Source organism: Rhodococcus sp. P14 (assembly GCF_000256505.1).
In the GTDB taxonomy this organism is placed as follows: Bacteria; Actinomycetota; Actinomycetes; order Mycobacteriales; family Mycobacteriaceae; genus Rhodococcus; species Rhodococcus ruber.
In genome coordinates, this window is the sequence record NZ_AJFC01000124.1 from 1 (window position 1) to 20,759 (window position 20,759).

The 20,759-nt window shown below is 71.7% G+C and carries 17 protein-coding genes; 8 read left to right on the forward strand and 9 right to left on the reverse strand.

Annotated features, from left to right (window positions below):
• The first annotated feature begins 149 nt into the window (after window positions 1–149).
• The 4 genes from OEY_RS0108870 to OEY_RS0108885 all read left to right on the forward strand — a co-directional run bounded on the left by OEY_RS0108870 (window position 150) and on the right by OEY_RS0108885 (window position 4,893).
• Window positions 150–1,064 (forward strand): dienelactone hydrolase family protein, encoded by a 915-nt coding sequence (locus tag OEY_RS0108870; protein WP_010593529.1) that lies wholly within the window; start codon window positions 150–152, stop codon window positions 1,062–1,064.
• Window positions 1,065–1,133: 69 nt separating this feature from the next.
• Window positions 1,134–2,279, forward strand: coding sequence for a phosphotransferase family protein (locus OEY_RS0108875; protein ID WP_010593530.1), 1,146 nt, complete (start codon window positions 1,134–1,136; stop codon window positions 2,277–2,279).
• Entirely contained in the window at window positions 2,276–3,433 is a 1,158-nt protein-coding gene (locus OEY_RS0108880; RefSeq protein ID WP_010593531.1) for a hypothetical protein, read from the forward strand. Before OEY_RS0108875 ends, OEY_RS0108880 begins: the two co-directional genes overlap by 4 nt.
• Window positions 3,434–3,444: 11 nt before the next feature.
• On the forward strand, window positions 3,445–4,893 hold the full coding sequence (locus OEY_RS0108885) for an aldehyde dehydrogenase (RefSeq protein WP_010593532.1): 1,449 nt from the start codon (window positions 3,445–3,447) through the stop codon (window positions 4,891–4,893).
• 105 nt (window positions 4,894–4,998) lie between these two features.
• Here the strand turns inward: OEY_RS0108885 and epsC are convergent, their stop codons facing one another.
• On the reverse strand, window positions 4,999–5,577 hold the full coding sequence (gene epsC, locus OEY_RS0108890) for a serine O-acetyltransferase EpsC (protein ID WP_010593533.1): 579 nt from the start codon (window positions 5,575–5,577) through the stop codon (window positions 4,999–5,001).
• 7 nt (window positions 5,578–5,584) lie between these two features.
• Entirely contained in the window at window positions 5,585–6,520 is a 936-nt protein-coding gene (gene cysK / locus OEY_RS0108895; RefSeq protein WP_003939081.1) for a cysteine synthase A, read from the reverse strand.
• A gap of 251 nt (window positions 6,521–6,771) precedes the next feature.
• On the opposite strand from cysK, the gene OEY_RS0108900 reads away from it, so the two are divergent.
• On the forward strand, window positions 6,772–7,248 hold the full coding sequence (locus OEY_RS0108900; RefSeq protein ID WP_010593534.1) for a VOC family protein: 477 nt from the start codon (window positions 6,772–6,774) through the stop codon (window positions 7,246–7,248).
• Between the two features lie 90 nt (window positions 7,249–7,338).
• On the opposite strand, the gene OEY_RS0108905 is transcribed toward OEY_RS0108900, so the two are convergent.
• The 4 genes from OEY_RS0108905 to OEY_RS0108920 form a co-directional block, all read right to left on the reverse strand.
• Entirely contained in the window at window positions 7,339–9,168 is a 1,830-nt protein-coding gene (locus tag OEY_RS0108905) for a phosphoenolpyruvate carboxykinase (GTP) (RefSeq protein ID WP_010593535.1), read from the reverse strand.
• Between the two features lie 278 nt (window positions 9,169–9,446).
• A complete protein-coding gene (locus OEY_RS0108910; protein WP_010593536.1) occupies window positions 9,447–9,791 on the reverse strand; it encodes a DUF6802 family protein in 345 nt (114 codons plus the stop codon).
• A gap of 10 nt (window positions 9,792–9,801) precedes the next feature.
• The gene (locus tag OEY_RS0108915; protein ID WP_010593537.1) at window positions 9,802–11,241 is read right to left on the reverse strand and encodes a hypothetical protein; all 1,440 of its coding nucleotides are present in this window, start codon (window positions 11,239–11,241) and stop codon (window positions 9,802–9,804) included.
• A complete protein-coding gene (locus tag OEY_RS0108920) occupies window positions 11,241–11,870 on the reverse strand; it encodes a hypothetical protein (RefSeq protein ID WP_010593538.1) in 630 nt (209 codons plus the stop codon). The genes OEY_RS0108915 and OEY_RS0108920 overlap by 1 nt, the downstream gene beginning before the upstream one ends.
• A gap of 126 nt (window positions 11,871–11,996) precedes the next feature.
• Here OEY_RS0108920 and trmB point away from each other — a divergent pair, with 126 nt between their 5' ends.
• Genes trmB through OEY_RS0108935 form a run of 3 tightly spaced genes read left to right on the forward strand, consistent with a single transcriptional unit; the run spans window position 11,997 to window position 16,609 of the window.
• Window positions 11,997–12,779: a tRNA (guanosine(46)-N7)-methyltransferase TrmB gene (gene trmB, locus OEY_RS0108925; protein ID WP_192811066.1), complete on the forward strand. Its 783-nt coding sequence runs from the start codon at window positions 11,997–11,999 to the stop codon at window positions 12,777–12,779.
• Window positions 12,776–13,468, forward strand: coding sequence for an NYN domain-containing protein (locus OEY_RS0108930; RefSeq protein WP_010593540.1), 693 nt, complete (start codon window positions 12,776–12,778; stop codon window positions 13,466–13,468). Before trmB ends, OEY_RS0108930 begins: the two co-directional genes overlap by 4 nt.
• 9 nt (window positions 13,469–13,477) lie before the next feature.
• Window positions 13,478–16,609 carry an MMPL family transporter gene (locus OEY_RS0108935; protein WP_010593541.1) on the forward strand — a complete coding sequence of 1,044 codons (3,132 nt, stop codon included), beginning with the start codon at window positions 13,478–13,480 and terminating at the stop codon, window positions 16,607–16,609.
• A 52-nt stretch (window positions 16,610–16,661) separates the two neighbouring features.
• On the opposite strand, the gene OEY_RS0108940 is transcribed toward OEY_RS0108935, so the two are convergent.
• The 3 genes from OEY_RS0108940 to OEY_RS0108950 all read right to left on the reverse strand — a co-directional run bounded on the left by OEY_RS0108940 (window position 16,662) and on the right by OEY_RS0108950 (window position 20,728).
• Complete coding sequence (locus OEY_RS0108940; RefSeq protein WP_010593542.1) at window positions 16,662–18,509, reverse strand: DUF2339 domain-containing protein; 1,848 nt, start codon at window positions 18,507–18,509, stop codon at window positions 16,662–16,664.
• A 73-nt stretch (window positions 18,510–18,582) separates the two neighbouring features.
• Complete coding sequence (locus tag OEY_RS0108945) at window positions 18,583–19,257, reverse strand: DUF1707 SHOCT-like domain-containing protein (RefSeq protein ID WP_017681937.1); 675 nt, start codon at window positions 19,255–19,257, stop codon at window positions 18,583–18,585.
• Between the two features lie 61 nt (window positions 19,258–19,318).
• On the reverse strand, window positions 19,319–20,728 hold the full coding sequence (locus tag OEY_RS0108950; protein WP_010593544.1) for an FAD-binding oxidoreductase: 1,410 nt from the start codon (window positions 20,726–20,728) through the stop codon (window positions 19,319–19,321).
• Between the last annotated feature and the right edge of the window lie 31 nt (window positions 20,729–20,759).

Consider the following 20,759-nt stretch of genomic DNA (forward strand, 5'->3'; position numbering starts at 1 on the left):
GCTCGTCCCGGCGCGGCTCGCCGCCGCGGGAACCCTGACGGGCGCCGGGCTCCTCGCCGTCGCGGGCTGAGCTTCGACGCGAATCGCCCGCGCCGCGGCCCCTTCCCGCGTCACAATACGAGGGTATTGCCCTCGGGACGGGAGCGGCCATGACGCCTTTCCAGCGCTACATCGCCGAGGAGATCGCGGTGGACCACGCCGACGGTCTGCTCACCCGCCGCGAGGCGCTGCGCCGGCTGGGGCTGATGGGGCTGAGCCTCACCGCGGCATCCGCCCTGCTGGCGGCCTGCTCGAACGAGAACGGTTCGACCGCAACACCTTCCAGCCCTTCTGGGGCGGCTTCCGCATCCCCGGACCGGACACCGCCGGGTAGCGCGACGGCCGTTGCGACGGAGCCGATCACGTTCCCCGGCCCGGAAGGACGGACGCTGCAGGGCGCATGGGCGCCGGCGGCGGAGCCCCGGGGTGCCGTGCTCGTGATCCACGAGAACAAGGGACTCAACGATCACATCCGCTCGGTGGCCGGGCGCCTGGCCGGGGCCGGCTACTCGGCGCTCGCGATCGACCTGCTCTCCGAGGAGGGGGGCACGGCCGTGTTCACGGACCCGGCGCAGGCCACGGCGGCACTGAGTACCGTTCCGCCGCAACGGTTCTCCCAGGACATGCGGTCGGGCATCGACGAGCTGACCCGGCGGGTGCCGGATCGGGGCGTCGGGGCCGTGGGGTTCTGCTTCGGCGGCGGCATGACGTGGCTGCTGCTGACGACCGGCGACCCGCGCGTCGCGGCGGCCGTCCCGTTCTACGGACCGCTGCCCGACGCTGCCGACTTCGCCGGCTCCCGAGCCGCCGTCCTCGCGATCTACGCCGAACTCGACCAGCGCGTGAACGCCTCGCGGGACGCGGCGACCGCGGCGCTCGAGCGGGCGGGCCTGGCGCACGAGGTGGTCACCTACCCCGGCGCCGACCACGCCTTCTTCAACGACACCGGCCCCCGGTACAACGCGGACGCGGCCGCGGGAGCGTACGACCGGATGCTCGCCTGGTTCGGGACTCACCTGGGGTGACCCCTTCCGAAAACTTGTAACGTGTTCTAGTGTTCGAGGTCACAGTCCCGGTGGCCGGAAGGAGAGCGCGTGAGCATCGATCCTGCCGCGTCGACGTCCGGCGCCGCCGGCCACGACGCCGAGGTCGCGCGGCCCAGCGACTCCCGGCGCGATCCCGAGCAGGTCCGGGAGAACCTGCGATCGTGGCTCGCGACGAAGGTGACCGACCCGGTCGTCGAGAACGTGCACATCCCCGAGACCACCGGCATGTCCAGCGAGACGCTCCTGTTCGACGCCCGCTGGGACGGCACCGACCGTCCGCTGGTCGCCCGCGTCGCCCCGGCCGAGACCGCCGTGCCCGTCTTCCCTACCTACGACCTCGAGGGCCAGGCACGTGTCATGCGCGCCGTCGCCGAGCACTCCCGCGTCCCCGTCCCGGCCGTGCACTGGTACGAACCCGACCCCGCCCCGCTCGGGGCCCCGTTCTTCGTCATGACCCGCGTCGCCGGTCGCGTACCGCCGGACGTCATGCCGTACAACTTCGGCTCCTGGGTCACCGAGGCCGGCGACACCGAGCGCGCCGCCATGCAGGACGCCTGCGTCGAGGTGCTCGCCGGTGTCCACGACGTCCCGCCGGCGAGCGCCGGGCTGGGACCGGCCGGCACCGTCGCCGACGCCGTCCGGGCGCACCTGGATCGTCAGCGCGCCTACTACGAATGGACCACCCGCACCGGCGGCCCCCGCTCCCCGCTCGTCGAGCGGGCGCTCACCTGGCTCGACGCCCACCGTCCCGACGACCGCTCCCCCGCGGTGCTGTGCTGGGGCGACGCGCGGATCGGCAACATCCTCTTCGACGGGTTCCGGCCCGTCGCGGTGCTCGACTGGGAACTGGCCACCCTCGGCGCCCGCGAGATGGACCTGGCCTGGATGACGTTCCTGCACCGGTTCTTCGAGGACATCGCCGCCTCCGCCGGGCTCCCGGGTCTGCCGGGCTTCCTGCGTCTCGACGACGTCGCCCGCACGTACGCGCAGCGCACCGGTCACGTCCCGCGCGACCTGCACTTCTACACCGTCCACGCGGCGCTGCAGCACGCGATCATCATGCTGCGCATCCACACTCGCGCGGTGCACTTCGGGCAGGCGCAGCCACCCCACGACCCCGACGACGCGATCATGCACCGCGCCACCCTCGAGGCGATGCTCGACGGCACCGACCGGCAGGGGTCGGCGTCGTGAGCTCCCTGTCCCCCCTGGACGACTACCCCGTCCACCAGACGGCCGAACCGATCCGGCGCGTCGCGACGTCCGACCGCAACTTCTACGACCGGTACTACTTCAACTGCTACCCCGCCGACACCGCCGACCTGTTCCTGATCGTCGGCATGGGCCAGTACCCGAATCTCGGTGTGGCCGACGGTTTCGCGGTGCTGCGCCGCGGCGACGACCACCTCGTCGTCCGGGCGTCGAAGGCACTGGGCAGCGATCGGGCCGACACGGCCGTCGGACCGCTGCGCGTCGAGGTGCTCGAGGGGCTGCGACGACTGCGGGTGGTCCTCGAACCCGGCCACGCCGAGACCGCCGACCTCTCCTTCGATCTCACCTTCGAGGGCACCGTCCCGGCCACCGAGGAGACACCGCAGCGACTGCGCCAGCTCGAGCGCGTCGTCATGGACACGTCACGGTTCGTCCAATCCGGCCGATGGTCGGGCACCCTCACGGTCGACGGGCAGACGCGGCACGTGGATCCGCGCACGTGGCTCGGCAACCGCGACCGCTCGTGGGGCGTGCGCCCGGTCGGGGAACCGGAGCCGCCCGGACGCAAGGCGCACGAGGGCACGCCCGGCTTCTTCTGGATCTACTCGGTGATGCAGTTCGAGAACGACACGCTCGTCACGATCGTGCAGGAGGACGACCAGGGTCGGCGTCTGGTCGAGGAGGCGATCCGGATCCGGCCCGGCGCCGAGCCCGAGTGGCTGGGCCGGCCGGAGCACCGGCTGGTGTTCGCGCCGGGCACCCGCAACGTCACGGGGGCGGTGCTGACGTTCCACCGGCCCGGGTCCGAGGTCGTGACCGTCGACTGCGAACTGCTGGTGCCGAACCTGCTCGCCGTCGGTACCGGCTACGGGCTCGAGCAGGACTGGCGGCACGGCATGTGGCAGGGCGAGCTGGTGGTGCAGGCGCTGCGCCGCGACGTCCGCGAGATCGACCCGGCGTTGCTGCTGTTCTGCCCCACCGACCATCTCGCGCGGTTCCGGATCACCGGGTCGGACGCCGTCGGCACGGGACTGTTCGAGGTCGCCGTGATCGGACCGCACCGGCAGTACGGCTTCACCGGGTTCGTCGACACCCACCCCGCCCGGTCGGACAAGTGCGCAACCGAAGATCGTTGAGGAAAGGTGACATGACCGATTACGACAAGCTCTTCATCGGCGGACGCTGGGCCGCCCCATCCACCGACGAGCGCCTCGAGGTGTTCTCGCCGGCCACCGAGGAACGCGTCGGTTCCGTGCCGGTCGCCGGGCCGCAGGACATCGACGCCGCCGTCGCCGCCGCCCGTCGCGCCTTCGACGACGGACCGTGGCCCCGCACCTCGCCGTCCGAGCGCGCCCAGGTGCTCGCCAAGGCCGCCAAGCTGATCGAGGAACGCAGCGCCGACCTTGCGGCGTCGCTGTCCGCCGAGATGGGCCAGCCGCCGGCCTCGGTGCAGATGATGCAGGTGACGCCGTCGCTGGCGACGATCAACTATTATGCGGGCCTTGCCGATTCGTTTCCGTGGACGGAGGAGCGCACCGGCGCCTTCGGACGCTCCCGGGTGACGCGTGAACCCGTGGGCGTGGTCGCCGCCGTCATCGCGTGGAACGTGCCGCTGTTCCTGATGATCAACAAGCTCGGCCCGGCCCTGCTCGCCGGCTGCACCGTCGTGCTCAAGCCCGCGCCCGAGTCGCCACTGACCACCAACGCGGTCGCCGAGATCTTCGCCGAGGCGGGCCTGCCCGAAGGCGTGCTCTCCCTCGTCCCGGGCGGCGCCGAGACCGGTGAGTACCTCGTCGCGCATCCGGACATCGACAAGATCACCTTCACCGGCTCGACCGCCGTCGGCAAGCACATCGGCGAGATCGCAGCACGCAACCTCACCCGCTGCTCACTCGAGCTCGGCGGCAAGTCCGCCGCCATCGTCCTCGAGGACGCCGACCTCGACTCGACGATCGCGATGCTCGTGATGTCCGGCCTGATGAACACCGGGCAGGCCTGCGTCGGCCAGACCCGCATCCTCGCGCCGCGCTCGCGCTACGACGAGGTCGTCGAGAAGATGGTGGCGACCGCCGCGTTCTTCCCCGTCGGCATGCCCGACGACGCGGCGGCGCAACTCGGACCGCTGATCTCCGCGAAGCAGCGCGACCGCGTCGAGGGCTACATCGCCACGGGCAAGGAGGAAGGCGCGCGACTGGTGCTCGGCGGCGGCCGGCCCGCAGGCCTGGACAAGGGGTACTTCGTCGAACCGACGATCTTCGCGGACGTCGACAACTCCATGACCATCGCGCGCGAGGAGATCTTCGGCCCCGTGCTGTGCGTGATCCCCTACGACAGCGTGGACGAGGCGATCAAGATCGCCAACGACTCCGACTACGGCCTCGCCGGCTCCGTCTACACCACCGACGTCGACAAGGGCCTCGAGGTGGCGTCGCGGGTGCGCACCGGCACCTACGGCATCAACTGGTACGCCTTCGATCCGGGCTCACCGTTCGGCGGCTACAAGAATTCCGGCATCGGACGGGAGAACGGCCCCGAGGGCGTCGAGGCGTTCTGCGAGACCAAGTCGGTGCTGTACCCGCCCGGCTACGGCGCCTGACGGACTCTCGCGGGCTTCGGCCGAATGTCACATCGCGTCGATCGAATCGACCCGATGTGACATTCGGCCGTCACGCGACCTGCGGCCGTCACGCGGCGGCAGACGTCAGATGTACATCGCGGGATCGATGTAGCACGCCGGGTCGACGAGTTCCTCGTGCGACTTGCGGGGCCGGATCGTCGCCGGGATGCCGACGGCGATCGAGTCGGCGGGGACGTCGCGCGTGACGACCGCGTTCGCGCCGATCGCGACGTCGTCGCCGATCACCACCGGCCCGAGGACCTTCGCCCCCGCGCCGATGGTGACCCGATTGCCGATGGTCGGGTGCCGCTTGGTCCGTGCCAGCGACCGCCCGCCGAGCGTGACGCCGTGATAGATCATCACGTCGTCGCCGATCTCGGCGGTCTCCCCGATCACCACGCCCATGCCGTGGTCGACGAAGAATCGCCGGCCGATCGTCGCGCCGGGGTGGATCTCGATGCCCGTGAGGAAGCGGGTGAACTGCGCCAGGACGCGAGCCGGTCCCCGCAGCGCCGGTCGCGCCCACATCCGGTGTGCCAGCCTGTGCGACCAGATCGCGTGCAGGCCCGAGTACACGAGGGCGTTCTCCATGTCACCACGCGAGGCCGGATCGTGGCCCCGGGCCGCCTGCAGGTCTTCCCGGAGGGTGCGCAGAACACTCACGATTCGTTCAGTCCCGGATGTGCTCGAACAGCGGAGTGGAGATGTACCGCTCGCCGAAGTCGCAGACCACGGCGACGATGAGCTTGCCGGCGTTCTCCGGGCGCTTCGCCAGTTCCAGCGCCGCCCACACGATCGCGCCGGACGAGATGCCGCCGAGGATGCCCTCCTGCGTACCGAGATCGCGGCCCACGCGCACGGCGTCGTCGAACGAGACGTCGACGATCTCGTCGTAGACCGCGCGATCGAGCACGTCGGGCACGAAGTTCGCGCCGATGCCCTGGATCTTGTGCGGGCCCGGCTGCCCGCCGGTGAGGATCGGCGAATCGATGGGCTCGACGCCGACGATCTTCACCTCCGGCTTGTATTCCTTGAGCCTGCGGCCCGCACCGGTGATGGTGCCGCCGGTGCCGATGCCGGCGACGAAGATGTCGACCTCCCCGCCGGTGTCCTTCCAGATCTCCTCACCGGTGGTGTTGTAGTGGATCTCCGGGTTCGCCGGGTTCGCGAACTGGCGGGCGAGGATCGCGTTCTCGGTCTTCGCGACGATCTCCTCCGCCTTCGACACCGCCCCGGCCATGCCCTCGGAGCCGGGGGTCAGGACGATCTCGGCGCCGAACGCACGCAGCATCACCCGCCGCTCGGTGGACATCGTCTCGGGCATCGTCAGGATGACCTTGTAGCCGCGCGCGGCACCGACCATCGCCAGCGCGATGCCGGTGTTGCCGCTGGTGCCCTCGACGATCGTCCCCCCGGGACGCAGCTCGCCGGACTTCTCGGCCGCGTCGATGATCGCCACGCCGATCCGGTCCTTGACGCTGTTGGCCGGGTTGTAGAACTCGAGTTTGACCGCGACCTGGGCGTCGAGCCCCTCGGTCAGCCGGTTCAGCCGCACGATCGGGGTTCGCCCGACCAGCTCGGTGACATTGTTGTAGATACCGCTCATGGGCCCGATCCTCCTCCCGGTCGCAGTGCCGACCGGATTGGTTCCGTCGTCACCTATTGCATCATTCCGCCGGATGCCCGATTCACGTGGGGAGCCGCACAGCGTGCCACCGCGAACCCGTCGCCGCGGAACGGACCGAATGTCACATGGCTTCGATCGAATCGAACCCATGTGACATTCGGTCCGTGGGCCGGGCGAACGATGTCGGAAGCGTCCAATACTGCGGACGGTGACGACGCGAGACTGGTCGCATGACGCATTCCGTGAAACCGATTCCCACCGGCTACACCGCCCTCACCCCGTTCCTCGTCGTGGACGGTGCGGCCCGCGCCGTCGAGTTCTACCGCACCGTGTTCGGTGCCGAGGTCGTAGATCGCACCGACGGGCCCGACGGCACGATCGCGCACGCCGAACTGGACTTCGGCAGCGGCCGGCTCCAGCTGAGCGACCCCGCGCCGGCCATGGGCCTGCGCGCCCCGGACGGGACGAACGTCGTCGACCACTCCTACGTGCTGTACTGCACCGACGTCGACGCGACGTTCACCCGCGCCGTCGAGCAAGGGGCGCAGGTCTTCGAGGAACCGTCGACATTCGTCACCGGCGACCGGTTCGGGACGATCCTCGACCCGTTCGGGCACCGGTGGGCGATCATGACGCGGGTCGAGGACGTCGCGCCCGAGGAGGCACGACGTCGCATCGACGAATGGCTCACGAGCCGGTCGTCCTGAGCAACCGGCACCCTGAAACGCCGAATGTCACATCGGATCGATCCAAGCGATCCGATGTGACATTCGGTCGAGTATTCGTTCGGTCAGGCGTCAGCCGAGGCGCTGCTTCAGGGCCTCGAACTCGTCACGGATGCCGGAGGGCACCTTCTCACCGAGGAATTCGAAGTACTCCTCGATCAGGGGCAGCTCTTCCTTCCACTCCGCCACGTCGACCTTCAGGGCCTCGTCGACGTCGTCGCGGTCGACGTCGAGGCCCTCGAGATCGAGGTCCGCGGCCGACGGCACGAAGCCGATCGGCGTGGACTGGGCGCCGGCCCGGTGCTCGATGCGGTCGACGATCCACTTGAGCACACGGGAGTTCTCCCCGAAGCCCGGCCACAGGAAACGGCCGTCGTCACCGCGACGGAACCAGTTCACGTAGAAGATCTTCGGCAGCTTGTCCGAGTCGGCGGACTTGCCGATGTTGATCCAGTGGTTCAGGTAGTCGCCGGCGTTGTAGCCGATGAACGGCAGCATCGCCATGGGGTCACGACGGACGGTGCCGACCTTGCCCTCCGCGGCGGCGGTCTGCTCGGACGACAGCGTCGCACCGAGGAAGGTGCCGTGCTGCCAGTCGAGGGACTCGCTCACCAGCGGCACGGTCGTCTTGCGGCGACCGCCGAACAGGATCGCGGAGATCGGCACGCCCTGCGGATCGTCCCACTCGGGGGCGAGGATCGGGCACTGCGACATCGGGGTGCAGTACCGCGAGTTCGGGTGCGCGGCCGGGGTGCCGGACTCGGGCGTCCAGTCGTTGCCCTTCCAGTCCGTGAGGTGCTGCGGATCGCCCTCGAGCCCCTCCCACCACACGTCGCCGTCGTCGGTCAGCGCGACGTTGGTGTACAGCGTGTTGCCGGCCTCCATCGTCTTCATGGCGTTGGGGTTGGAGCCGTGGTTGGTGCCGGGCGCGACGCCGAAGAAGCCGTACTCCGGGTTGACCGCGTACAGCCGGCCGTCCTCACCGAAGCGCATCCAGGCGATGTCGTCGCCGAGGGTCTCGGCGCGCCAGCCCGGGATGGTCGGCTGGATCATCGCGAGGTTGGTCTTGCCGCAGGCGCTGGGGAACGCGGCCGCGATGTAGTAGGCCTTGTCCTCCGGCGAGATCAGCTTGAGGATCAGCATGTGCTCGGCGAGCCAGCCCTCGTCGTGCGCCATGGCCGACGCGATCCGCAGCGAGTAGCACTTCTTGCCGAGGAGGGCGTTGCCGCCGTAGCCGGAGCCGTAGCTCCAGATCTCGCGGTCCTCCGGGAAGTGGGTGATGTACTTGGTGTCGTTGCACGGCCACGGCACGTCCTTCTGGCCGGGCTCGAGCGGCGCACCCACGGAGTGCAGGGCCTTGACGAACGGCTTGTCGGTGCCCAGCTTCTCCAGAGCCGCGGCACCCATGCGGGTCATGATCCGCATGGAGACGACGACGTACTCCGAGTCGGTGATCTCGACGCCGAGCTTCGGGTCGTCCGCGCCGAGCGGGCCCATGCAGAACGGCACCACATACAGGGTGCGTCCGCGCATGCTGCCGCGGTACAGCTCGGTCATGGTGGCCCGCATCTCGGCCGGATCCATCCAGTTGTTGGTCGGTCCGGCATCGACCTCGTTGCGCGAGCAGATGAAGGTGCGCGACTCGACGCGCGCGACGTCCGACGGGTCGGAGTTACCCAGGAAGGAATTGGGCTTCTTCTCGTCGTTGAGGCGGGTGAAGGTCCCCGCCTCGACCAGCTGGGTGGTCAGCCGGTCCCATTCCTCGTCGGACCCGTCGGCCCAGACGACCCGGTCCGGCTGAGTGAGTTCGGCGACCTCCTGGACCCATGCGAGCAGCTCGGCATGCTGGGTCGGGGGTGTGCCGTCGGTGCCGTTCAGACCGGGAATGGTCACTGAGGTCATCAAACTCTCCTGGGGTGCGCCGGAACCGGATCCCTCCCCCGACCTGCGACGAACCGTCCCAGGGACCAGCGGCGGACCCGGACTCCCCCTCTCGGCAGGGGTACCACCCGCTTCCTCCGTGGCCGAACGGACGAGGCGGGCGCCGGATGTCCTATTCATAGAGGTTAACGCCGGACTTCGGGGTGATGGCAATCGGGGCCGGTCGGAAATGTCACAGAAACGATTCAGAGGGGCGACAGCGTACCCGCATCACACCCTCCCGGCACAGGCGATTTGCCTCACTTTCCCCCGTCCAGGTGACCTTCGTCAATCCGGGTCCAGGACTCTGCCCCGTCGACGTCGCGCCGGAACTGCCACACGCCGAACCGTCCGTCGTCGCCGAGTTCGGTGACCCGGTCGAACCAGCCGTCGGCGTCGGTGTCCGAGGCGACGACGAGAGCCTCCGCGGTGGTGAACGTGACGGTCTCGGGCAACCCGTCGCCGTCGACGTCCACGGCCGGGGGCAGCGCACCCGGACCGGCCGGGTCGAGCAGCGCCGGGGCCAGTCCCGGGACGAACGCCGGACGTCCCGGGGCGGGTGGGTCGGGTTCCCCGTCGTCGATACCGATCGAACCGTCCACCATCGTGCGCTCCTCACTCCCGCGTCACACCGTCGGACGCCGTCATCGCGTTGGACGCGCCCGCCCGGCCTCCGGTTCCCGCCCGGGCGAGTACCGCGAGATCGCGCTCGCAGGCCACCAGCTTCCCGGCCCGGTCCTCGGCGCGACGTCGCAGTTCGTCGTCGACGGCGGCGATGCGCTCCCGGGCGGCGGCGATCCGGGCGGCGCGCCCGGCGGCGACGGCGGCCCCGAGCCGCGCCTCGGCGTCGACGATCCGCTCGAGCGCGACTGCCTCGAGCTCGGCCCGCACGTCGACGAGTTCCTCGAGCGCCCACCGGCGCATCCGGTCCCGTTCGGCGAGCCGGCGCCGGATCCGCACCAGCCACCACGCCGCCGCCGCGCCGAGCAGCAGGCTCAGCGGTACCGTCGCCAGCTCGAGCCCGGGCACCAGGGACAGCGGGGACACCGCGACCCGCCCCAGCCCGGCCGCCGCCGAAGCACCGATCACCACGGTGAGGCGGTCCTCCACGGAACGTCGCGGGGACGGCGGCGCGAGACGCGGGGGCGCCACCGGCGGTCCGTCCGGTCGCTGTTCGGCCGGACCGATGCGGGCCAGCCGCGCGGTGACGACCGCATCCACCCGGACGTACAGGTCGCGCACCGCGTCGCCGAGCAGGTCCGGCACGCGCGCCGGGTCCACCGACTCGAGGGCGTCGCGGACCTCGGCGGACGCCGCCCGGACGGCCGCCGAGACGGCCTGTGCGGTGTCGAGACGGGCCCGTTGCAGCTCGGCGCGGAGACCGCCGTCGTCGGCGGGAGTGGACGCGCGCAGGCTCCACCGCGCCCGTTCGGCGCGCAGCGCCGCGGTGTCGTCGCCGGCGCGCAACTCGGCGGCCGCGCGGGCCACGAGGTGGCGGGTCTCGGCGACGACGGCGGTGCGCAGGGCCCGGTCCGTGTGCGGGCCCGCGACGAGCGCCGCTGTCAGGGCCTCGTGCAGGTCCACGATCCCGGATTCGAGCCGCAGCACCGCGCCCGCGTCGCCGCCGACGACGCGGGCGCGGGCGGCGAGCGACGTCCCGACGGGCAGCAGGGTCACCGGACCGAGCCAGGGCGCGTGCCGCTGCAGCAGCGCGACGTCCCGTTCGTGCACCTCCCGCCAGTCCGGGTGTGCGTCGATGCCGGTGAGGGCGCACACCACGCGGCCGGCGCCCCGTCCGGCGGACTCGAGGACGGCGAGTTCGGTCCGGCCGAGGTAGGCCGAGGCCTCGAACACCGTCAGCACGACGGTCGCGCGGCCGTCACGGACGTACTCCGGGGCCGCGTCGAGCGCGGAGAGTTCGTCGACGAGCGCTGCGCAAACGCAGCCGTCCACCCCGGCGACCCGGACCCGCGGCGGGCCCGACGGTGCGTGCAGCCGCGTCCATCCGTCCGGGTTCCAGCGGCGCACGACGTCGCCGACGTCGGCCGGGCTCATCACGCCGTCCCGAGGAGATCGTCGAGGGCGGCCTCGATGACGTCGCGGGCCCGCGGGCCGGCCGCGATGCCGGCCAGGTCGCGGGCGAGCGCGGCGGCCCGGCGGCGGCGCGCGGATCCGAGCCGGTCGGCCACCGCCGCCGGCGCCGACCCGGGCGCGAGGACCGGCCGTCGCACCTGCGCGGCGGCACGGGCGAACGCGGCGTCGGCGTCGTCGAGTCCCTCGGTCCGATCGAGCACGACGACGAGGCGCTCGTCGCGGCCCGGGACCGGTGCCGCCGGATCCGCGGAGCGGGCGAGGGCCGCCAGATCGGCGGGGTGTGCCCGCGCGGCGAGGACGAGGAGGACGACGTCCGCGTCGAGGACCGGTTCGGGCCGGTCCGGCGAGTCGAGTTCCGCGGCTTCGACGTGCGCGGCTTCGACGTGCGCGACCGTCGCGACCGCCGACTCGACGGCGGTGCGGAGGGTGGGACGGACCGCACCGCCGCGGCCGGCGATCTGCACCCGCAGCGGGGCGTCGTGCCGCTCGAGAGCGCACTGGGCCTGTCGGCCGGCTCCGGCGTCGAACCGGCCGATGTCCTCGACGATCTGCCGCCACCGAGCGTGCGCGGCCCCCGCATCCCCCACCATGACCACCCCCGTGTGTCGCCGCCGATTCTGGCAGAGGGGGCCGCCGACGGCAGCGGCCCGGGGCGGGGCACCCCGAGAGAAAACCCGGGGCACCCTGAGAAAACACTGTGGTCACATCAGTCCCTCCTGCCACAAACTCCGTCGATACGCGACAATGGTCGGGTGAACGACGCCGATCTGGACACGACCGAGACGCTGGAGCAGGGCCCGACCCGAGGAAACCGTCTGTACCCGCGGGTGACGAGTTTCCGCTCGCGGCGGGGTGCGCTGACGCTTCCGCAACAGGAGTCGTGGGACCGCTGCTGGCCCGAGCTGGGCCGCGACGTCGGCGACGACCGGCTCGACGTCGACGCCTGGTTCGGCCGTTCGGCTCCGGTCGTGCTGGAGATCGGCTCCGGCACCGGCACCGCCGCGGTGACGATGGCCCGCGCCGAACCGCACGTGAACCTCATCGCCGTCGAGGTCTACAAGCCCGGGATCGCGCAGACCCTGCAGCAGATCGAGCGCACCTACGACACCGACACGCCGATCCGGAACCTGCGGATCCTGCGCGGCGACGCCGTCGAGGTGCTCGAGCACATGGTGGCGCCCGAGTCGCTGACCGGAGTGCGGGTGTTCTTCCCCGACCCGTGGCCCAAGGCCCGCCACCACAAGCGCCGGCTCCTGCAGCCGCCGACGTTCGCCCTGATCGCGAGCCGGCTGCAGCCGGGTGGCGTGCTGCACGTGGCGACCGACCACGCCGAGTACGCCGAAGCCATCGCCGAGGCGGGCAACGCCGAGCCGTTGCTGACGAGCCTCGACTGGGACTCCCCCATCAGCCACGAACGCCCCGTCACGAAGTTCGAGGACAAGGCGCAGCGGGTGGGCAGCAGCATCACGGAGCTCGTGTGGGGGAAGATCAGGGCATGAGCGTCCACGAAGAACTGTCCGACGTGTCCGCGGCTCCCACGGCGGACGGCACCGAGCGGCGCGAGCGGGTGCTGCTCGTGTGGGACGCCCCGAACCTGGACATGGGTCTCGGTGCCATTCTGGGTGGCCGGCCCACCGCCGCGTACCGGCCGCGGTTCGACGCGCTCGGACGGTGGCTGCTCAGCCGCACGGCCGAACTCTCCCGCACCACGACGGCCACCCTCGAACCCGAGGCGACGGTGTTCACGAACATCGCGCCGGGCAGCGCCGACGTGGTGCGCCCGTGGGTCGAGGCGTTGCGCAACGTGGGTTTCGCGGTGTTCGCCAAGCCGAAGATCGACGAGGACAGCGACGTAGACTCCGACATGTTGCGGCACATCGCGCTGCGACGCAGTGAGGGTCTGGCGGGGGTGATGGTCGCCTCCGCCGACGGACAGGCGTTCCGGGAACCGCTCGAGGAGATCGCCGCCACCGGCGTGGCGGTGCAGGTCCTCGGTTTCCGCGAGCACGCCAGCTGGGCGGTCACGTCCGAGGTGCTCGACTTCCTCGATCTCGAGGACATCCCGGGGGTGTTCCGCGAGCCGCTGCCACGCGTGAGCCTGGACTCGCTGCCCGACGAGGGTGCCTGGTTGCAGCCGTTCCGACCGCTGTCCGCCCTGCTCGTGGGCCGCAAGAGCGTGGCCGAATAGGAGAGTTTCGTGTTCGACCGCTGGGGAGAGCTCGTCCACCGCGCGCGCTTCACCGTCATCGCGGTGATGGTCGCCGGTCTGCTCGGGCTCGCCGGGTACGGCGCGGGCCTGAGCGATCATCTCAGCCAGAGCGGCTGGGACGATCCCGGCTCGGAGTCCGTCGCCGCGGCGAAGCTGGCCGACGGAACCTTCGGCCGGGACACGAACGGCGACGTCCTCGCGTTGTACACGGCGCCGGAGGGCCGGACGGTCGACGATCCGGAGTTCGCGGCGAAGGTCAAGGACAGCCTGAACTCGCTGGTCGAGGACCACTCCGAGCAGATCCTGAAGATCAACGGCGCGTACTGGCCGACCAACGGGGCGCCCGCGGTGCCCGCCCTCGCGGACGAGTCCCGGCAGCACGCGGTGGCGTCGATCGCCATCGCCGGTGACAACGACACCGAGCTGACCAACAACTTCCGCGACGTGAAGGACGAGTTCCTCATCGACGGGGTCGACGTGCAGCTCGCCGGCCTGCAACCGATCTCCGGCGCCCTCAACGACACGATGGCGCAGGACATCAAGCGCATGGAACTGCTCGCCATTCCGGCGGTCGGCATCCTGCTGTTCTTCGTCTTCGGCGGCGTGATCGCGGCCGCGATGCCGCTGATCACCGGCGGACTGACGGTCGTCGCCGCCAACGGCATCGTGCGGCTCATCACGAACTTCACCGAGGTGAACTCGTTCGTCGCCCCGGTGGTGTCCCTGATCGGCCTGGGTCTGGCGATCGACTACGGCCTGTTCATGGTGTCCCGGTTCCGGGAGGAACTCGCCGAGGGTTACGCCACGCCCGCCGCGATCCGGCGCACGGTGATGACGGCGGGACGCACCGTGGTGTTCTCCGCCACGATGGTCGTCACCAGCCTCGGCGGCCTGCTGCTGTTCCCGCAGGGATTCCTCAAGTCCGTCGCCTACGGCGCGATCGCGACGGTGTCCCTCGCGGCGATCACCTCGATCACACTGCTGCCCGCCATGCTGGCCATCCTCGGCAGGAACATCGACAAGTGGGGCTGGTCCCGGTTCGGGCAGATCCAGTCCAACGAACAGATCGAGAACAGCATCTGGGGACGCATCACCCGCTGGGTGATGCGCAACCCGCTCAAGGTCACGATTCCCACCGTGATCGGCCTGCTGCTGCTCATCGTGCCGCTGACCGGCATCAAGTTCGGCGGCATCAACGAGACCTACCTGCCGCCCGACCATCCGACACGGCTCGCCCAGGAGCAGTTCGACGACCTGTTCCCCGGCCAGCGCGCCGAGCCGGTACGCATCGTCGTCCGCGGGGCCGAGGGGGGCGACCTCAACCAGATCATCCAGACGGCCAGCTCGGCCCCCGGCCTGGTGGAGAAGTTCACCATCGAGGGCCCCGCCCGGGACGGCGTCCGCGTCGTCAAGGCCGGCCTCGAGGACCGCAACAACTCCGCGGAGACCATCGACTACCTGCATGCGGCGCAGTGGCCCGACGGCGTGGAGGTACTCGTCGGCGGGACACCGGCGATCGAGCAGGATTCGATCGCCGCCCTGATGAACACGCTGCCGCTGATGGTGACGGTGGTCGTGGTGCTCACGACCCTGCTGATGTTCCTGGCCTTCGGGTCGCTGGTGCTGCCGATCAAGGCGGCGCTGATGAGCGCCCTGGGTCTGGGCTCGACCCTGGGCATCCTCACGTGGATCTTCATCGACGGCCACGGGGCCGGCCCACTGAACTTCACCCCCGGCCCCATCATGTCGCCGGTGCTCGTGCTCATCATCGCGATCATCTACGGCCTGTCCACCGACTACGAGGTGTTCCTGCTCTCCCGCATGGTCGAAGCCCGCTCGCAGGGGGCGAGCACCACCGAGTCCATCCGGATCGGCACGGCCCACACCGGCCGCATCATCACGGCCGCAGCGCTGATCCTGATCGTCGTGACCGGTGCCTTCGGCTTCTCCGAACTGGTGATGATGAAGTACATCGCCTACGGCATGATCGCGGCCCTGATCATCGACGCCACCGTCATCCGCATGCTGCTCGTTCCGGCGACGATGAAACTGCTCGGCGACGACTGCTGGTGGGCGCCGGCGTGGATGAAACGCATCCAGGCCAAGATCGGGCTCGCCGAACCGATCCTCGACAACGAGCTCATGCCGCAGGACGTGCCGGAGCTGATCACCGTCGGCATGTTCGGCCCGGCCACCGTCGCAGCCACCGGATCGCATCGACTGCCGACCGTCGCCGGCGTCGCCCTGGACGATCCGATGACGCAGCCGCTGCCGAAGATCGCCGCACCCCGCTCGGCCGCCGAACAGCGACGCGTGCGCGACCTGCAGCCGCCCGTCCGCCGGTCGGCGCCGCCGCGCCCCTCACGCCCGGTGGAGCCCCCGGCACGGGCACCGGAGGATCGGGACCGGCCGCCCCGCCGCCCGACCGGTGCCGCCCCGGCCTCGCCGGCACGGCCGCAGCAACCGGCGGCCCAGAATCCGTCGGGCCGGATCCCGGCACCGACGCCACCCCGGCCGGCTCCCGCCCAGGACAGTCCCCGTCCGCTCGCTCAGGACAGTCCCCGTCCGCCCGCCCAGGACAGTCCCCGTCCGCCGGCACCCGAACCGCGGCCACCGCGCGCCGAGCCGACGCAGGCGCCGCAACCGCTGCCGCAACGTCCCCTGCCCCAGCGGCCCCGCCCGCAGCAGGCCCCGGATCCGCAGGCGCCGTCCCCGGCCCCGAGCGGCGAGCCGGGCGGCGTTTCCCCCGCGGGGCGGCCCGCCACGCCCCCGTTGCCCCGTCGGCAACGCGGCGACGTGCCACCCCCGGTGACGCAGACCTACGTGCGTCCACAACCGCCGCAACCGCGCTCTTCCGGCGCACCCGTCCGGGACCCGCAGGCGATCGAGAACTGGCTCTCACAGCTACGCCGGGCGAATCCGCGGACGGCGGATCAGCCGGTCACCGGCGATCGGACGCAGACGACACCGCCGGCGGAGACCGGCGCCCCCACCGACGACGCCCCGGCCCAGCGGGCGCAGGCCGACGAGCAGCACGCGCAGGGCGGCCGGCACGGCGGAGCCGAGAACAGCCAGTCGATCAGCGTGAGCGAACTGATCGCGCGGCAGCGCCGCGACTGACCCGCCGCGACTGACCCGCCGCGACTGACCCGCCGCGACTGACCCGCACGGATCAGTCCTCGTCGTGCCCCGACTCCGACGAGCCGGCTTCCCGGCCGGCGAACGCCTTGGCGTAGCGGGTGCCGACCGCGAGCAGTAGCAGGCCCACGACGATGAAGGCGACGACCCGCCACACCCCTTCGAGGGCGGCGAGGTCGAAGAGGAAGAGCTTGGCGAGGGCGGCACCGGTCAGCGACAGCCCGGCGGCCAGCGCGGCATGCGCATACTCGGTGCGGGCGAGACCGAACGCCAGCATCGCGGTCGCCGCGATCATCCAGCAGATGGTCGCGGCGGCGTGCCCGGCGACGAACCCCGCATCCGCGCCGCCCAGGAGGACGCCGGCCGTGACGAGGGCGGTGGTCACCGCGTACAGCACCACGAGCGCCGCGCCGCTCCACACCCAGGGCACGCCCCGGTCCCGGACGAGATGCAGTCGTGTCGCCGTCCACGCGAACAGCAGCGTGACCGCGGCGAGCAGGACCGACGTGACCAGCGTGGTCACGTCGAGGCGGTCCACCGCCTGCATCCGGTCGGTGAGATTCTCGATTTCGGCCCCGTCGTAGAACATCGCGCCGCCGAGCACCCAGAAGCCGAGGCCGGCGACGAACAGCAGACGTGAGCGCATCGATGCGGCCGCGCCTGCATAACCGGCGGCGACGGCGAGCAGGACGGTGGCGGCCGCGTCGGGGCTCGCACCGGTGAGGCATGCGTGCAGCAGCGCGAACGCCGCCACCGCGGCGGACGCCACCCGAAGCGGGCGCGACCGGGGGCCGGCGAGCGCGAACAGCGCGAGGTACCCGGCGGCGGCCGTGGCTTCGAGTGCGACGGCGGGCCACCGGTCCAGCCTTGTTCCGACCGTGAGCAGCGGCAGTGCCGCGATCGCCAGGCACACCGCGGCGACGACGTCGCCCGGGTCCCGGCGCAGCAGCAGCACCGCGGTGCCGGCGACGAAGACGGCCACCGCCACCGGGAATCCGACCAGCCAGGCCTGCTCGCCACGGTCGGCTAATTCGCCCCCGCCGATCGTCGCCTGCAGGACCGCGACGATCGGCACGACCCGCGCGAGATGCAGCAGCGCCCAGTTGCGCTGCCACTGGGCCGGGAAGCTCGCGACGAGCAACACCAGCAGGAAGCCGAGCAGCGGCAGCGGGTCGCCCTCCGACAGGACCGGGGCGAGCAGTGCGGCACCGAGCACGAGCAGCACGGCCAGGATCCGGTCCGACCAGCGCACCGCGAGCGCGACGCCCGCGCCGGCGACGACGAGCGCGGCGGCCAGACCGACGACCGCCGGCACCCACCGGTAGTACGCGGTCGCGGCGAAGACCACCAGGTAGCCGCCCGCGAAACCGGTCGCGGCCAGGGCGGCCCCGCCGACGCGTCCGCCCTCGCGGCGGTGCACCCGGATCCCGGCAGCCACGAGCGCGGCCGACAGCACCGCACCGGAGACGACGCGGGGCACGGGACCGAAGATCCCGGCCTGTGCGGCGAGCACGAGCAGCATCACGACGCCGATGAGGGTGACCGCCACCCCGGCGACGGCGAGCAGGCGGCTGATCACGCCGTCGCGCTGCCACCACGGTTCCCGCGCCGGTGCCGACGGTTTCGGTGGGGCCACCGGCGGGACCGGCCGTCGGGGTGGCGGCGGGGTCCGCGTCATGGACGGCGCCGGCGGCGGGGCCGGCACCGGGCTCGGGGTCGGGGCCGGTACGGGCGCCGGTACGACAGCGAGGCGGTCGAGCTGGGCCCGTAGGTGTGCGACGTGCGCGCCGACGGCGTGCAGGTGCTGTTCGAGCGCGTAGCACTCGCCGGACAGCTGGGCGACGAGCCGCGGATCGAGACCGGGCGGAGTCGGCGTACTCATGCCTACATGGTCCGCGGCCCGGCGTCCGTGGGCATGAGTATCACTACCGCACATGCGGCTCGGGTACTGCTGCCTAGCCCAGCAGTTTGCGTAGGGTCGTCCCCAGCGGGTGTTTGACGTTGACGGAACCGAGGCGGACGGTCCCGTCGACGATCAGGTGCAGCGGACCGAACGGGGGTCCGTTGCGCACCTTCGACTGGGCACTCGCGGCGACCGTGTCGAGACCGTTGATGTCGGCCGTGGCCTCGGCGGGGACGATCAGGGTGAGGGAGCTGAGGTAGTCGTCGACCTGGATCCGCACGACCTGGGTGCGCATGACGGCCTCGGTGAAGTCGAGGGTCACCGAGGACATCAGGGTGTCGAGCCGCAGCACCGGTGGCACCTCCCACCGGCCCTTGCGGCTGAGGGTGGACATCCGGCCACGGATGGTGGGTACCTGCATGTGCGGGGACGGCGCGGGATACACCGGGCCGGACACGGGTGGGGCGGAATGCCCCGGGCCGGGCACGGGTGGCGCCGGGACGGGACCGGGCTGGGCGGGGTGCGGCAGGTATTCGGGCCGCACCTGCACGCCGGGCAGGTCGACGAGCACGGCGTTCAGTTCTCCGCGGGTCTTCGCGGCCAGCGCGGTGTCCATCCGCTCGGTGAACTCCCCCAGCGACAGCATCCCCTGCCCCACCGCCCGTTGCAGCAACGTTCCGACGTGTTCGCGCTCGGCGTCCGAAACACGCAGATCCCTCGACTCCATGATCGACAGGGTAGGCGCTGCCGCGCTTGCCGGACGATCATGAAGCGAGGAATCGTCGGGCTCAGACCACCGAGGCGGGCCACCGCGCCGCGGACGCGAAGACCCCGGCGGGGTCGTAGGCCGCGCGGATCCCGGCGAGCCGCGCACGCTGGGCCGGGGTCCACGCCCTCGCCACCCGAGCGGCAGGGACACCGTCCGCCGCGCCGGCGAAGTTCGTCGATGCACCCCCGGTTCCCCACGGCGCGAGTGCCCCGACGACGGACTCGAGGGCACCGGGCACCGCGTCGGCGACGGGCGGCGCCAGCACACCGACCGTGAACAGGTTGAACGCGGCGTCGCGACCCCCGACCGCGTTGGCGGTCTCCGGCGGCGCGCTCAGGGCGCCACCCATCGCGCGGAGCTCGGCGAACGCGATCGGCAGCCCGCCGGCGGGACCGGCGACCGCGAGCAGGGCGTCGAGGGCGGCGTCCGGGAGTTCCCGCAACAACACGGAACGTTCCGCGGCGGGCATCGGATCGGTGGGGTCGGCATGGATCGAGCCCAGCGCCGGGTACACGATCTCGGCGACGGTGTCGAGGATCGGGGTGGCCGCCGCCCGCATCGGGGCGAGCACTGCCACCCCGTCCTCGTGGTCGTCGACGTGCGCGAACCGCACGTGCACGGCGGTGCGGCCGCGCAGCGGCTCGGGCAGGACGGGCAGGGGCGGGAAGTTGACGATCGCCAGCGAGCTGGACACGGACATCGGCGCGGCGGAAATCCAGTCCCGCCAGCGGCGCAGCACGGCCGGTGCGTCGGCGATGTCGTAGAAGAGGCCGCCGCCGTCGAGGGTCTGGATGGGGAGCAGCTCGAAGGTCATCTGGGTGACGATCCCGAACGCCGCGCCGCCGCCGAGCAGCGCCCAGAACAGGTCGGGTTCCTCGTCGGGGGTGACCCGCCGCAGCTGTCCGTCGGCGGTGACGACCTCCATCCGCAGCACCCGGTCGGCCGCGAAGCCGTGGGTGCGGGCGATCGGTCCGAGACCACCGCCGAGGGTGTACCCCACCACGCCGACGTCGGGCGACGACCCGGCCAGCGGTGCCAGCCCGTGCGGGGCGGCCGCATCGAGCACCTGCCGCCAGCGGACCCCGGCCTCGACGGTGGCGGTGCGCTCGGCCCGGTTGATGCTCACCCCGTCGAGGAGGGCGGTGTCGACGAGGATGCTGTTCTCCGGTGCGGGGGCCGCGCCGTGGCCGGTGGCCTGCACCGCGACGGTCAGTCCGCACTCGGCCGCGATCCGGACGGTGGTGGCGACGTCGGCGGCACTCGAGGCGACCACCACCGCGGCGCTGCGATGCACGGTGGCGACGTTGAAGCCGGTGGCGGACAGGCGGTACCCCTCGTCGCCGGGGGCGTGGACCGCGCCGGCGACGGCGGTGCGGAGGCGGTCGGCGACGGACGTGGCGGCCAGGGTCGGGGACGGCTGGTGGGACATGATGCTCCTCGGTGGGGACGACTCGGGGTCC